12 protein-coding genes are annotated in these 13,570 nt (G+C 65.0%); 7 read left to right on the top strand and 5 right to left on the bottom strand.

Features of this window, described 5'->3' with window-relative positions:
* The first annotated feature begins 86 nt into the window (after positions 1-86).
* The 5 genes from ACFUTU_RS07525 (at position 87) to ACFUTU_RS07505 (ending at position 9,478) form a co-directional block, all read left to right on the top strand.
* A complete protein-coding gene (locus tag ACFUTU_RS07525) occupies positions 87-5,639 on the top strand; it encodes a hypothetical protein (protein WP_377962778.1) in 5,553 nt (1,850 codons plus the stop codon).
* A 1-nt stretch (position 5,640) separates the two neighbouring features.
* On the top strand, positions 5,641-7,392 hold the full coding sequence (locus tag ACFUTU_RS07520) for a hypothetical protein (RefSeq protein ID WP_377962776.1): 1,752 nt from the start codon (positions 5,641-5,643) through the stop codon (positions 7,390-7,392).
* 30 nt (positions 7,393-7,422) lie between these two features.
* A complete protein-coding gene (locus ACFUTU_RS07515) occupies positions 7,423-7,788 on the top strand; it encodes a hypothetical protein (RefSeq protein WP_314191922.1) in 366 nt (121 codons plus the stop codon).
* A 109-nt stretch (positions 7,789-7,897) separates the two neighbouring features.
* Positions 7,898-8,269: an HU family DNA-binding protein gene (locus tag ACFUTU_RS07510; RefSeq protein ID WP_377962773.1), complete on the top strand. Its 372-nt coding sequence runs from the start codon at positions 7,898-7,900 to the stop codon at positions 8,267-8,269.
* A gap of 105 nt (positions 8,270-8,374) precedes the next feature.
* Positions 8,375-9,478: a hypothetical protein gene (locus tag ACFUTU_RS07505; RefSeq protein WP_377962771.1), complete on the top strand. Its 1,104-nt coding sequence runs from the start codon at positions 8,375-8,377 to the stop codon at positions 9,476-9,478.
* Here the strand turns inward: ACFUTU_RS07505 and ACFUTU_RS07500 are convergent, their stop codons facing one another.
* Positions 9,479-9,853, bottom strand: a complete 375-nt coding sequence (locus tag ACFUTU_RS07500; protein WP_377962769.1) for a hypothetical protein — start codon at positions 9,851-9,853, stop codon at positions 9,479-9,481.
* A gap of 153 nt (positions 9,854-10,006) precedes the next feature.
* Here ACFUTU_RS07500 and ACFUTU_RS07495 point away from each other — a divergent pair, with 153 nt between their 5' ends.
* Positions 10,007-10,900 carry an ATP-dependent DNA ligase gene (locus tag ACFUTU_RS07495; RefSeq protein ID WP_377962947.1) on the top strand — a complete coding sequence of 298 codons (894 nt, stop codon included), beginning with the start codon at positions 10,007-10,009 and terminating at the stop codon, positions 10,898-10,900.
* Between the two features lie 720 nt (positions 10,901-11,620).
* Entirely contained in the window at positions 11,621-11,833 is a 213-nt protein-coding gene (locus ACFUTU_RS07490) for a hypothetical protein (RefSeq protein WP_377962767.1), read from the top strand.
* Between the two features lie 69 nt (positions 11,834-11,902).
* Here the strand turns inward: ACFUTU_RS07490 and ACFUTU_RS07485 are convergent, their stop codons facing one another.
* From ACFUTU_RS07485 to ACFUTU_RS07470, 4 genes are all read right to left on the bottom strand, one after another.
* Entirely contained in the window at positions 11,903-12,145 is a 243-nt protein-coding gene (locus ACFUTU_RS07485; RefSeq protein ID WP_377962765.1) for a hypothetical protein, read from the bottom strand.
* An 11-nt stretch (positions 12,146-12,156) separates the two neighbouring features.
* Complete coding sequence (locus ACFUTU_RS07480) at positions 12,157-12,468, bottom strand: hypothetical protein (protein ID WP_377962763.1); 312 nt, start codon at positions 12,466-12,468, stop codon at positions 12,157-12,159.
* Positions 12,469-12,556: 88 nt separating this feature from the next.
* A complete protein-coding gene (locus tag ACFUTU_RS07475) occupies positions 12,557-13,063 on the bottom strand; it encodes a hypothetical protein (protein WP_377962761.1) in 507 nt (168 codons plus the stop codon).
* Complete coding sequence (locus ACFUTU_RS07470) at positions 13,056-13,427, bottom strand: hypothetical protein (protein ID WP_377962759.1); 372 nt, start codon at positions 13,425-13,427, stop codon at positions 13,056-13,058. The genes ACFUTU_RS07475 and ACFUTU_RS07470 overlap by 8 nt, the downstream gene beginning before the upstream one ends.
* Positions 13,428-13,570 lie beyond the last annotated feature (143 nt).

Raw genomic sequence — 13,570 nt, 5'->3', positions numbered from 1 at the left:
ACTCGTCTATCGCTTCCATTCGACTCATTGGGATATGATCTATACATAGGTTATGTCCCCGAGCGTCCACAGGAGGCTGAGTAGCAATGAAGAAGGCACACGGACTGAGGCGGTACTTTTACGAGTACGTCTTCTACAAGGCAGTCGAGCAGGCCCGGGAGCAGAGCGGGGAGATCATTCCAATCTCCCAGGCGAAGGCCATCCGCGCACGGGTCGACCAGATCCTCGGCCAGCGCGGAACCGCCCTGGCTGATCCCGGACTCGGCGTCACCGCGTGCCTGACTGCGATCGACACGGCCTTCTCAGAGCGCGTCCCGGACTACGAGCCGCAGTTCGGCGACCACTCCCCCGCCAACGACCGCTACCAGACGCTGCAGCGCGAGTTCACCCGCGCCACGGGCGTTGGTGCGGAGATCGATCCGCGTTCGGCGCGGCTGCCGATCAGCCCTTACGACCCGGCATGGTCCGGGCGTGCGACGGTGAAGCGCGCAGGTACCGAGCTGCTGTACATCCCGGACGAGACGATCGTGAAGAACGCCGGCGGCGAGGTGGAGTCCTTGTCTGAGCCGCGCCGCGGGAACATGACGCTCTGGCGGCTCGACGAAGACGGCAAGCCCTACGAGGCCGGCCGTGCCATGACCAACGACGACGCCGCGGGCCTCACGGCGCTCATGGACAAGATGAGCCGCCAGGAGTACGACCAGGTCCGCGAATGGGTCATCGACGGCGGACGCGACCCGCAGACCGGCCGTGTCGACCGTAACCGTTTCATGTCCCCGCGGGCGGTGGCGCGCTCGGCGGCACTGCTCGAGGAGCTGAAGTCCCAGGGCGTGGCCTACGAGGTCCTGCGCGACCGTGAGCCCGGACAGATCAAGGCCCGGATCTCCGGGACCGGCATGGAGATCCGTCTCACTGACACGCGCCAGGAGGAGTACGCCGGGGCGCGCATCTACGACAACGGCACGGTGCTGCGCTACAGCACCAATCACCGGGTGCCCGGTGGCATGGCCGTGCCCGCCCCGACGTCCGAGGACGCCGTGCGGCTGCTGCGTTTCGCCCAGGGCCTGCCCATCGAACGCGAGGACCTTCCCGGCACGGCGGTCGGCGTCGTCGGCTCCAGCCACCCCGAGCACGGCCGCGGACGCTCCCTCATCGACGTGCCGGACAGCTATCACGTCGACCGCGAGAGCATGTTCGTCGTCGCGGACTATGTCGTCCCCGGTGAGAGCGCCCCGCGCCCCGGGTCCAAGGTCATGCTCCGCCGCGATGCGAAGAACCGTTCCCTGCCGACCTTCTTCGTGGACGCAGAGCCGGCCGAGGCCTATGGTCGCGAGGCCGTGGAGACCGCGCGGGAGAATCTGCGCGCCGCCCTGGGTGTCGAGGCGCTGATTCTGCGAGCGGAGTCTGAGTTGCAGCGCACCGAGGGCGCGCTCGACGAGATCGAGCCCCCGGAGTATGCCTCCGACCCCGAGGTCGCGGCAATCCAGCGCTCTTACTGGGACGTGCTCACCGGAGTGCGCAGCGAGCTGCTGCGTCCGGGCGCGACCGAGGAGATGTACCAGGAGCGTCTGGAGGAGATCGGCGAGCTGCAGGCAGGTGAGCTTCCGGATCTGGGCAACCTCGTCTATGGAGGCACGGCCGCCGACAAGGTCCGTGCGCACGCCGATGACGTTCCGTTCGAGTTGGTCGGCACCTGGGATGCCGAGCCGCACCTGATCGACGGCGAGTGGATCGACCAGCGCTTCGACCCCGCCCGGGTCGCCAAGTACATGACCAGCCCGACCGGCCAGTGGTCGAACCTGGACAACCTCGCCTCGGCGCTGCGCCGCTGCGGGGTGCCTCCCACCGAGCTCATGGGCACCAGCTTTCAGGCCACCCGCTTCAAGGACCGGATCGTCTCCTTCGACGCGGCCACAGCCGCCCCCATCGCCGAGCACCCCTCGGAGTTCATGCGCCGGATCGGTCAGACCGTTCGGGAGAGCATCGAACGCAACGCCGCGACGCCGGGTGAGATTCTGGTCGATGCGCAGGGCGTTATCAGCTGGAGCGCCGAGAAGCTGCGCCGCGACGGCAAGGCCACGCCGGTTTCCGGTGAGATCGGTCAGGTCTTCGATGTTGGTGGCCATGGGGAGATCATCACGCGCTTCGCCAGTGGCGAAAACGCGCTGATCGTCCCCGGTTACGAGGCCCGTATCAAGGCCCAGACCCCGGGCGAGGCCCCCAAGTCGGTCGAGGAGCGCACGGTGCTGCGCGGCTACGAGCAGCTGATGCACGAGCGCATCCAGTACCAGCTTGCCGGCGACCTCGTCTCCGGCCGCAGCCGGACCGGAGAGCCAGCCTCGTTGAACGCGGTGTACTCGCAGCTCTACGGCACCAAGCACCCGGTCGACTTCATCGAACGGGCCACGACGTATGAGGTCGACCCTGCCACCGGCAAGGCCACCGCACGACTGGACGAGTGGACGGCCTCGATCCTCGAGACCGAAGCCAAGCGAGTGCGCTATTCCAACGAGATCAAGCAGGGCTCGACGATCTACGCCGAGTACCGTGCCGAACGCGATCGGACCGACCCGGCCGACGACAACGTCTTCGATGCCTGGCGGCTGACCGGCGGACGGAACATGACGGTGCTCACGGGAACCGACCGTAACCATGTGACGGCTCCCGGCGGCTTCTTTGATCCGGTGATGACCGGCGGAGCGACCAACCAGGGCATCGTGCGCTACCTTACCGAGGACGCAGCGGTTCGTCCTGACGGCACCGTTGAGCCCGGTGACCCGGAGACCGTGACCGGTTCCCGTGCCCCTTTGATGAGCCGCTCGGAGCTGGAGACGCTGCGCTATGACCCCTTCGACCGCCAGCAGATGACGGCCTCGACGATCATGCAGTCTTCTGAAGTAACGAAGCCGACCGGTACCGCGCTGATGACCTTCGGCGGCTGGACGGCCGATGACCCGATCGTGGTGTCGACGGAGTTCTCCGAGCGGCACCGCATCCGCGGGGCCGGTGGCCAGCTGCGCGACCTCGTCGTGGGCGACAAGATCAGCGACCTGCACGGCAACAAGGGTGTCGTCTCTCTGGTGATCGACCGTCACATGGACCCGGAAGAGGCACGTGCCCAGGGCCTGGAGCAGGAAGTGGCCTGGTTCAGGGAGAACCCGGGCATCGACGTGGTGATGAGCCCGTTCTCGCTGATCTCCCGCCGCAACGCCGGATCGGCGCGCGAGCTGATGGGCGGAGTCGTGGGCGACATCCGCCGTCCCGCCGTCCAGGGCCCCGGGGCCGGTCCGGTCCACGGGGGGCTGGGCGAGATGCGGTTCGTGGTCACCCACATGGCTGTGGACGAGAAGACCAAGATCTATGACGACGAACAGGTGCGCGCCGGCAAGGGGCGCAAGGCCTCCTCGCAGCTGGCCTGGGCGCTGCAGTCCCAGGACTGCCCGGCGATCATGCGCGAGTTCTACGGCCACAACTCCGGTGCCGAGTCGAACCTGCGCGAGTACCTGCTGGTCGCCGGACTGGACATGGAGGCCGACGGCACCCTGCGCGTTGTGGGCCAGGCCGAGAGTGTCGACGAGCGGCCCGAGCGCCGCCTGATTCCGATGCCGGAGCTGATGCGCACGCAGCCGCGCAGCGAGGGGGCGACGCCGGGATTGAACACCACGGCCATGCGCAAGTCCTTCGGCGACCTGATCGGCGATCGCGGCGGCGATATGGAAATTCCCTTTCCGCTGACCTATCCGACAGGTGAGCTGACCGAGACGGTCAGCGCGGCTTCGTGGAAGCTGCCGGTGCTCTCCTCGCACCTGCGCAGCGGCCAGGAGTTCGATGACGGCACCTCCGTCACGCACGATTACACGCGCAGCTACCAGGACGTCTTCGTTGAAGCCTGCCGCTACCGGTACATGGCCGAGCAGCTGGAGGACCACGGCCTGTCGCCGGACAAGCGCGCCGAGATGCGCCGGGGTATGAGCGAGTCCGTCTCACGGGCCCAGCGTGCCTTTGAGGCGATCACTACGGATGTGCAGAACCGCGTGCTGACCGGCAAGAACAACATTTTCAAGACCGGACTGATGAGCTCGCGCCTGTCGGACTCGGCCACGATGGTCTGGACCGCCGACCCCCGGCTGGACATCGACCAGATCGCCCTGAGTTCGGTCAAGGCCGAGCAGCTGGGCCTGGCCGAAGGCGACCATGCGCTGGTCTGGCGCGACCCGGTCCTGCGCGACGCCGGTGTGCGCTACATGCGCGTGGCGATCGACGACCGGCTTACCGGCGCGGCGATCAACCCGGTGATGGACCAGTGCTTCGACGGCGACTTCGACGGTGACGCGGTCGCCGTCGTGAGGCTGCACAGTGAGGCTGCCAAGGCTGAAGCGATGGCCAGGCTTTCGGTCGGGTCGAACCTGCTGGATACCGGCGTGGTGAAGTCCGACGGCTCGCACCCGCTGGCCATGCAGGTCTCGCTGGATACCCAGGTGGCGCTGTCCAAGAGCCCGGAGCTGGCGGAGAGCCTCGAGAGCGCCGTCAAGGAGGCGAACCGCCTGCGGTTCGTCAGCGATCCGCACGAGGTTGCCGCCGGTCACGAGGTCCTCGTCGAGGAGCTCAGCGATCTCTATCGCTCAGCCCAGCGCGGCGAGTTCGGCTCGGCGCTGACCTTCAGCAGCCGCGAGGCGCACCTGCAGAGCGTGCGGGAAGTCTGCGTCGAGACCGGTGCCAAGGGCAGCGAGAAGAAGCTCGGGGACTACGCCCGCAACCTCGGCGACGAGCAGGGCACGCCGGGCATCACGCAGGAGGACCAGGAGGCCTCGATGTTCGCCACGGCGATCAAGGCCCACGGCACGGGACTGGGTGGCTCGTTCTCCCAGCGTGCGGTGCGCGCCCTGCGCGGTGCTGACCTGAAGGCGGTGCTGGAGGTGACCTATCCGGTGACCCAGTCGATCCTGCAGGCCAAGCACGACGCTGCGGAGGCCCGGCACAAGTACGAGATGCTGCAGGGTCCCGGACGTGATCTGTGGCGGGGCCGCAAGCTCGAGCACACCGGCCCCGGACAGTGGCGTCCCGAGTTCGCCGACGGCGAGGCGGTCCAGGCCACGGCCGAAGAGTGGGAGGCCCAGTTCGTCGAGTTCTACGAGGCCAAGGACGGGTTCAACGTTTCGGTCAATCCGGACTGCGTCGCCCGTGTGGCCCGTGCGCTGGAGGACCCGAAGACGGGGCTCGTGCGCAACCTCGAGGAGGATCCGTCGCTGGCCGGCACCGTGATGGACCGGATGGCCTACGGCGGCGACTTCGAGGCGCTGGTGCAGGCCGCGAAGAACCGCGAGAGCGTCTTCGACGGCGAGAAGAACGAGCAGTTTGCCTCAGCGGGCACCCGTCGTGCCCGGTCCGCGGCGGCGCGCGAGCTCGACGCGTTCACGGCCCACGGCCTCGACGGGCTGGACTCGGTGGAGGCCGCGGTGGATGCCTCGGTCCTCAAGCGTGACGTGCTCGCGCAGACCGGGGACGGGGTCGCCCGGGCGCGCAGTGCCAGCCGGCGCTCAGCACACGCCGTCGGTGTGGGCGGCCGTCGCCCGGCCTGGACGCCGAGCTACGAAACCGGGCAGCAGCAGAGTGATGACGACTATGGACTGGGAGGCTGACATGACACAGGACACGGAGCGGGAGATGGGTCCGGGCGGCAGGGGCCGGGGGCGCAAGGCGCTGCCGGTCGACCCCCTGGACACAGTCCATCCCGTGTGCGGGACCGCCGGTGAGGAGGACATCATCGACGCGGAGATTGTCGACGAGGCGGACACGCAGGCCGGACCCGAGACCTCACATGGGCAGCGCGAGCGGCTGCGCGACCGTGCCCGCGGGTTCTTCGGGGCCACGACGCGGGAGCGGACCGAGGAGCGGGAGCGCCAGCGTGCACGCGACCAGGAGCGCGCCGCCGCCGACGATGACAGCCTCGACGACCGGGAGCGGCTGCTGAAGCTCCGGGCGGAGACGCGACTGGCGGGCGAGGCGTACATGCAGACGCTGCGCGATTCGAAGCTGCTTGTGCCCGGCTTCAACGACGGGGAGCGCACGAAGGAGTTCGACGCCATGCACGCGGTCTACATGCAGATGATGATGCAGGGCTGCCTGCGTCCGCTCACCCGCGGCGTGAACCCGAACTCGGTCATTCAGGCCGCCGGAATGATGATGGCAATGCGGATGCTCGCTCCTGACTTCAGGAAGGAGATGGATTCCTACCTCCAGCCGTTCAAGGACAAGGTCCAGGACCGGATCGATGCGAAGACCCGGCACATCGGCGACAGGGCCGAGCGCCAGGCGGCCCTGGCCGGAGATCTGTTCGGGGCCGCGGCGCAGGCGCAGGAGACCGCCGGCGACGACGGCTGTAAGCAGGCCGGGAAGCAAGGCGGACGGCGGGGCCCCAGCCGGGACGACTTCCTCTCCAAGCGCTGGCGTACCCGTCTGGAGGATCTTGAGCGCCGCGAGCGGGGCAACCGCGAGCTGTTCACTCCCGAGTCGGCAGCCATGACCGAGGTCGCGCTCATGGAGAACGCCTTCTGGAAGATGCGTGACCCCGAGCAGGACGCGAAGCAGATCAATGCCAGCTACAAGGCCCTTCGAAAGCATCTGCGCCAGCAGATGGAGGACGACGGGCTTGATCGGACCGAGGTGGTCAAGCGCGCCCGGACGATCATTGGTGAGCGGATGGAGTCCGAGCCGGAGCTGCGCCTGATGTTCAACGGCGTCGCACACGGCCGCATCGTCAAGTCCCCGCCGCACGAAGCACGTCTGGCGGGCACCGACCGGGTACGTGAGGTCTGGACCGGGGAGTTCGACGACCACCTGGGCCGGCGGATCCCCGACGAGGGTATGTTCACGCTGCGCGCGCCGATGGAGCCGGACGAGCACCAGGTGCAGCTGGCGGAAACCATGAAGGCGGCGATGCTGGACGGCGTCCAGCGTGGCGACGGACAGGCCCTCGGTGGCAGCGTCATGGGCTACATGATCGGTTTCGCGGCCAAGAAGCAGGGCCTGGACACCCGCGGGCTGCCCGAGGAGCTCCAGCAGCGCCTCGACCAGTCCGAGAGCATGCTCGCCAGCATGGAGATCGATGGTCTCTCCGACGAGGAGCAGCAGCGTGTCTATTCGAATGCCTATGTGGACGCCATCGAGGAGCTGAACAAGGAGGACCCGGACTTCGAGCACGAGCTCAAGCTGGCCCTCGGCGAGGACTGGCAGGACACGATGCGGGCCGCAGTCGACGATCCCGCTACTTTCCTGGCGGCGCAGCGCACGCGGCCCCAGCCTTTCCGACAGGGGCCCGGCCCCTCGGCCCGACCGGGACCGGAGGGCCAGTGGAGCCGCGACCGCGGGGCCGAGGATTACCAGCCGGCATAGTCCGGAAACGAACGAGAAGGAGACAGGACCATGAGCGACGACCAGCAGGTAGAGCGGCAGGAGCGGTACGGTTCCCGGCTTGCCCAGATGTTCGGGTACGTCACGCCCGAGGACCGCGGTCGCTGGGAGCAGCAGCGTGCGCAGAACAAGAAGAACGTCAACGCAACCAAGCAGGGTGCGAAGTCCTCGGTAAGTTCGATGATGGAGTTCGGCGATAAGAACATCAACGCCAAGCTCAACGCGGCCCACCGGATCGCCGACCAGCAGCGGTTCGATGAGTCCCACGACAAGATCGTCAGCACCCGGCGCGATCCGAAGACCCGGTCGATTATTGAGTCAGTTGACTACGAGTACAAGGACGACCGCCAGTCCATTGATCCGGATTTCGAGCTTTAGTTGAATGGACACCGACAGGCCTGTGGATCGCTTTTCGACAGGCCTGTCGGATAAACTGGTTTTCAAGCAGGAAGCGGACGACGAGGGACGATAGGACAAAGGTGTGGGCATGAATACGACGGTTCATCCGCGGATCAGCAAGCGAGGATTCATCTCGAAGGTGGCCGGCCGCAGCGGACAGCCTATAAGGGTTGTGAGTGAGGTGTACGAGTCGCTCATCGCGGAGCTCACGGACGCCGTGCGCCGTGGAGACACCGTCGTCCTTACTGGTTTTGGCCGCTTCGCCCGGCAGACGCATAAAGGCCACAAGGTCCGGTTCGGCAAGAAGGACGTGGATGATTACTCGGTGCTGAAGTTTTCCGCGTCACGCAGCATCAATCGGCGGCTCGACCCGGACGCTGACCTGAGTGGTCAGGAGACCTTGAGGCTGATCGATGAGTTTGATGAGGCTGAGGAGGGCCTTGCCCGGGCGGCGGGATAGACACGGGACAGCTGCTGACAGAAAAAAATAAGAACCCCGGCGATGCGGAAGCATCACCGGGGTTCGTCTGTGAGTAAGGGGCTGTAGGTGCCAAGGCCGGTCTCTGTGCACGACGCATCGTCAAGGGTCGCTTATGATCGCTCGGTGATCTCGTCTGAATTCCTTACCTGTACCTCTCATGTGCCATTGCTCCAGTCAGTGGTGCAATGCGATCCATTTAGCGTGATTGTCGGGTCGGCGGAACAGGGCTGGGACCCGAGCACATTGTTGTCCGCCCTCAGCCAGGCGTCGGCTGTCCTCGTCGCCATCATTGGAGGTTTTCTCGTCAGCCGGATTGTTGCGATCTCCAGCGAACGGGAGGGAATCCGGAGGCTTGTGGATGCGGCAGTTGGTCGCATCGTACACATCGAGGCGGATCTGGAAGACGCGCAGCGGATTCGGTTTGATAGGGCGAAGAGCAGCTTTTACGGAGTGGCAGTGGAAAAACTGCTTGAAGAGCCGGCTTTGGACCTTGATGCTCTGATCCAGGACCACCTGCCACGGGGAACAACAGAGGAAGAGCTCAGACCATACGCGGTTGCACTCCGGCAACGGGTGCAAAATGGACTGCAGGCCATCAACTTGAAGCTCCGAAAAGGCGATACGAGGAATCTTGACCTTGCAGATCTCGTCGAGCGCGGTCTGGAAATTACGGACGCCGACCAGGATATTTATGAACAGGCATTCAAGCACCGGCGTGCCTTCCTGCCAAATCCTCCCGCAATATCGATTCTTGGATCTAGAGATCTCCTCGACTACACAAATCTGGCATCGGCGTTGAGACCGGGCTGGGCGATCGCAGCCGAAGTGCGACACCGGGATGAGGAAATCCGCGCTGAGGCCGATCTTCGGACGCAACTGCGGGCTGCTGTTGCCGAGCGGGACCGCTTGGATGAAGAGCTGGCCCGCGTCGGCAAGCCTGTGGGTGTGGCTGCGGCCATGTGGATGCTGGGCCTCCTCTCCCTGGGAATCCTCGTACCGTTGATCATGATGTCCTTTGAGCCCAAGGGCTTGGACGTCTTGGCCAAAATAGTGTTGCTTGGCAGCTTTGTGATCGGGCTGGTGGCAATTCTTTGGTATGTCGGTTGGTTCTCGCTAAAGATCGGCAGTGACGAAACACAAGCCACGCCAAAAGGTCCTCGGAAGCCCCGCCCCGGTAAAGGCCAGTAGTCACGCAATCTTGATGGTCGCCTTTTGCCGGCGTTTTGCGGTTGCAATGCGAGCCTCGGCGGCAATGCTCCAGGCAGCCGTTTCCGCAGTTCCGTTGGCCGGATGCACTAGAACACCGTGTGGGCCCGTGAGGCTTTCACCTGTACGGGTGCTGGCGTGCACGCAGTACCTGCGCTGGTTGTGCACGGTGTAGGTGACTTCCAACTCCAGTTCGACATCCCAGATGTGCTGCTGGTCCCGCAGAGCTTTCCTTGTCGCCGCCAGGAACATCAGGGCTGCGGCATCTTCAATCTGCTGTGAGGTAGGTTCCTTGTAGCGCCGGCCACCGGCAGTCCCGGCAGACCCAGCGGGGTTTGCAACAGCTTCAGTGGACATGACGACTCCTGTTTCGAACGTGGTTGGTTTCCCTGATCGAAGAAGGACCCGGTCACAGCTTTGCTGTGACGCTTCCCGGGGCTTGGTGCTGTATCCAGCCGGGAGGAAGCCTTGTTTCCACCCCTGCTTCGCTGGGCTTACGCTGTGCCCACGATGTTCGAAGGTTTGCCGGCCGCCCTGCATCCTCCTGTTGCCCTTGCTTTGGCCAAGGCCGTGGAGTCGATTCCACGCGGTGACGCACTGTCCGGCGGCTCAGTCTTTGAGATGAAGTTCGACGGTTTCCGGGCAGTGTGCCTGGTCGGTTCGGATGGGGCGTGGCTCTACAGCAGACAGGGCAAGGATCTGAGCAGGTACTTTCCGGACGTGTTGGCTTCCGTGCGTGAGCAGATCCCTCCGGGCTGCGTTGTCGATGGCGAAGTTGTGGTGTGGTCCGAAGGGCGGCTGGATTTCGATGCGCTGCAGATGCGCCTGGTGAGCTCAAAGGCGGCTCTTGCGGAGCTCGTGATGAAAAGCCCTGCCTCGCTGATCGCCTTCGACGTCCTGGCAGTGGCCGGGCAGGATACCCGCGGGCTTCAATTCCGGGATCGCCGGGCTTTGCTCGAGGAACTGGCGCGCGGGTGGATTCCGCCATTGCAGCTGTCACCAACGACCAGCGACCGGGCCCTGGCGGCCACGTGGTTAAGTGAAATGACCGCCACGGGTGTGGAAGGAATTGTGATCAAGGGTGAAGGTCAGACGTACGAGCCCCGGCGAATCTGGCTGAAGGTCAAGAGCAGAAGCGCCCTTGATGTGGTTCTTGCGGCGGTCATAGGTCCCATGGCGCATCCGCGGGCAGCGGTGGTGGGTTTTGCCGGTCTACGGACGGCTGCGCATTGTCGGCCGGTCCACGTCCTTGACGGCTCGTGCGGGAAGGGATCTGGCCACATATCTTCGTCCTCCCCAGGGAAGGCATCCATGGCCGGAGGAAATCAGCGAACGGGTGCTGGACCGCTTTACCAAGGAGGGCGGCATCACCCGCCTGACTTTGGTGGAGCCGTTGGTGGTTGAAGTCTCGGCCGACGTAGCTTGGTCGGGTCAGGCATTCAGGCATTCAGTCCGCCTCACGCGGGTCAGGCCTGAGTTGTCGCCGACTGAAGTATCCCTCCCGGAAGGCTTCCAGCGTGCCTGGCGATAAAGAATGTAGCCATGTGAAGAATGGAGTCATGCGACGAGAAGATGAACCTGAAGAGTTCAAGATTGCCGACTTGTATTTTCAGGAGCTGAGGACCTGGCTGGGTTTCCGGGATTCCCACGAGGCGTGGATCCCGGAAGCCGGAAGCCGTCTGGCGCAGGACGATGGGCTCATCAAACCCCACCAGGCGTCGCATAACATCGCCAATGCGGTAGTCAGTGCGATCGATCATTTGCACGCTCTGGACAGCATCATGATTGGTGCCGGAGCCTCACATACTCTTGCCCCGTTCTCGCTGGTCAGGGCAGCTATTGAGTGCGCCGCACAGGCCGCCTGGATTTTAGCGCCAGAAACAGGACACAAGGTTAGTTCGTTCGCTGTCTCTGTCGCTGAAGGTAGCCAAAGACCGCGAGACTGCGTACAGCGAACTGGCACGTCGCCATCCGAATCTTCAGGGAACGCTTCCGGACTTCGACAGCGACAAGGCGCAACTGCAGGCTATTCTCGATGCCTCCGGGGCCGCTGGAAAGTTGATTCTCCCCAGCAGCACGCACATACTCACGCAGGTCCGCGACCTGGTGCCCAGGACGTCCGCCTTGTCCGTATGGCAGCTGTGCTCGGGTTTTGCCCACGGCAGGCGCTGGGCCGCTGATGCTGTGCTGACGCCGACGCAATCCACTTCTTTACCGGACGATGTCATCGTCAAGGAGAACCGGCCGACCATGAGGCTGCTTGTCTGGGCCCTTACCCCGGCCATGGATCTGATCCGGTACAGCCTCGAGCGGCATTCCGAGCTGTCGCGGGCCTAAGCAGCCAATTTCTGCCCGCTGGGCAGGCGTCGGCAGCCGGAGCGGGTTTCGCGAAAGATGCCGCGCGACTCAGTTATCTGCGATCGCGAAGATTACGACGATGATGATGATCGGGATGAGCAGCACGCCCGCGCCGGCGGCGAGGTGCTCCCAGCTGAACGGCGAGTTGAGGAAGGCGATGAAGCCATCCCACAGGCTGCGGGTGGAGCCCACGGCCCAGGCGAAGAAGCCGGTAGCCCAGCTGATGACGGCGGTGACCGAGACTCCGCTGAGCACGCACAGCCCCACGATCGTTCTGGTGTTCCTGAACATGGCCAGTCCCCTCATTTCCGGTCCTCGAACAGCAGGTAGTAGAGCCCAATGTGCGGGATGACGAGCACGGCGAAGGCCATCCAGGCCCGCTTCGGGTCCTCGATCACCCATGTGATCCCGTCTTTGACGGGTTCGGCGTAAGCGAGCACCGGCGCAAGAACATCTGTGCGGAAGACCACATGGAAGATGCCGTAGGCCATTCCCAGGGCGATCGCCAGGGCAAGGCTCCGGCGGATTGTCAGCTGCACCCGTGGGTTCATCCCCCGGCGTGGTTCCGCGACTGCCGGATCCCAGGTCTGGTGGTCCGTGTCGTAGTCGTGCATCGAGCGCCCTCATCCCGTCTCCATCGAATCATCATTCCCACCCATTCTATGAGAAGACTGAATGACGAACAGAAACGAGGCCCAATGGTCAGTCGAACTCGAGGTCTGCACCGACGGGTGCGGGTGTGTCGAGCCCCCTGCCCGCCTGCGGGGCATGGTTCTTCGCCGCGGATGCGCGGCGCTGGGCGGCGAGCTGGTCGAGGGTGACCCCGACGGGTCGCCCGAGGCGCTGGCCGGCCGTCCGGTAGACCTCACTGTCGCGGCGTGCGCCGATGGCGACGATCTCGCGCCGGGTGATGCCGCCGGGCGGCTCGGGCCTGATGTCGCGTGAGACGATGCGCAGCGGCGGCTTCTCATAGGGGTCCGCGCCGACATAGGTCGTGTCGCAGTCGGAGAGGTCGGCAAAGCGGGAGTCGTAGTCCAGCGGCTTGGTCGGGTGGCGGCGGCCGTTTAGCCGGTGGAGCATGACGATGGTGGCTTCAAGGAGCGCCTCGTCCCGGCCGTGCGGATTCTTCAGGGCGCGCTGGTTGAGCCGTTCGATGTCCTGGCGGGCCCCGGGACTGAGATGGACTTTGATCCGCAGCCCCTCAGTCATCGTCGAGCACCTTGCGGATCATTGACCGGGCCGGCTCGCCCAGATCTTCGCCGAGCTCATCGAGGGTCAGGCCGGGCTCCTCGGAGTCGTCCGAGGCACGGATGCGGCGGGAGAGCTCGGCCTGGAAGGCAGTCTCTTCGGCGTGGACCCGCCGGAGCAGGTCGACGAAGTCGGCGAACGGGATCACGGCGGCCTCGGGGACGTTCCCGTCACCGAAGATCAGGGGTTCGGCATCCCCGGCGCGGAAGCGCTCGAGCAGGGTGCCCAGGTCGGCGGCGGTAATTTTCTGGGTCGGGGCGACGTTCACGGAGAACTTCGGCAGGGAGCCCTCGCGCGGGGCCTGGGGGGTCTTGTCGTCAGTCATGGTTCCAGTCTATTCGTGGTCGAATGGGAAGCTAGTGCCTCATACCCCACCATTGCTGATGGACATTGAGTCGCTGGGGAATGGCATAAAGGGGCAGTTGAAGAGAAGCAGGCCCCCGCCCTCGACCCATTTCGGGTCGAGGG

The sequence above is a fragment of the Arthrobacter sp. NPDC057388 genome (assembly GCF_042668165.1).
In the GTDB taxonomy this organism is placed as follows: Bacteria; Actinomycetota; Actinomycetes; order Actinomycetales; family Micrococcaceae; genus Arthrobacter.
This window is presented reverse-complemented; position numbering and strand designations above follow the sequence as displayed.

What these genes read in the sequence shown, in the direction of transcription:
- ACFUTU_RS07525 (WP_377962778.1), top strand. Translation starts at nt 87, where the DNA reads ATGAAGAAGGCACACGGACTGAGGCGGTACTTTTACGAGTACGTCTTC.
- ACFUTU_RS07520 (WP_377962776.1), top strand. Translation starts at nt 5,641, where the DNA reads ATGACACAGGACACGGAGCGGGAGATGGGTCCGGGCGGCAGGGGCCGG.
- ACFUTU_RS07480 (WP_377962763.1), bottom strand. Translation starts at nt 12,468, where the DNA reads ATGCACGACTACGACACGGACCACCAGACCTGGGATCCGGCAGTCGCG.
- ACFUTU_RS07510 (WP_377962773.1), top strand. Translation starts at nt 7,898, where the DNA reads ATGAATACGACGGTTCATCCGCGGATCAGCAAGCGAGGATTCATCTCG.
- ACFUTU_RS07495 (WP_377962947.1), top strand. Translation starts at nt 10,007, where the DNA reads ATGTTCGAAGGTTTGCCGGCCGCCCTGCATCCTCCTGTTGCCCTTGCT.
- ACFUTU_RS07515 (WP_314191922.1), top strand. Translation starts at nt 7,423, where the DNA reads ATGAGCGACGACCAGCAGGTAGAGCGGCAGGAGCGGTACGGTTCCCGG.
- ACFUTU_RS07500 (WP_377962769.1), bottom strand. Translation starts at nt 9,853, where the DNA reads ATGTCCACTGAAGCTGTTGCAAACCCCGCTGGGTCTGCCGGGACTGCC.
- ACFUTU_RS07470 (WP_377962759.1), bottom strand. Translation starts at nt 13,427, where the DNA reads ATGACTGACGACAAGACCCCCCAGGCCCCGCGCGAGGGCTCCCTGCCG.
- ACFUTU_RS07485 (WP_377962765.1), bottom strand. Translation starts at nt 12,145, where the DNA reads ATGTTCAGGAACACCAGAACGATCGTGGGGCTGTGCGTGCTCAGCGGA.
- ACFUTU_RS07475 (WP_377962761.1), bottom strand. Translation starts at nt 13,063, where the DNA reads ATGACTGAGGGGCTGCGGATCAAAGTCCATCTCAGTCCCGGGGCCCGC.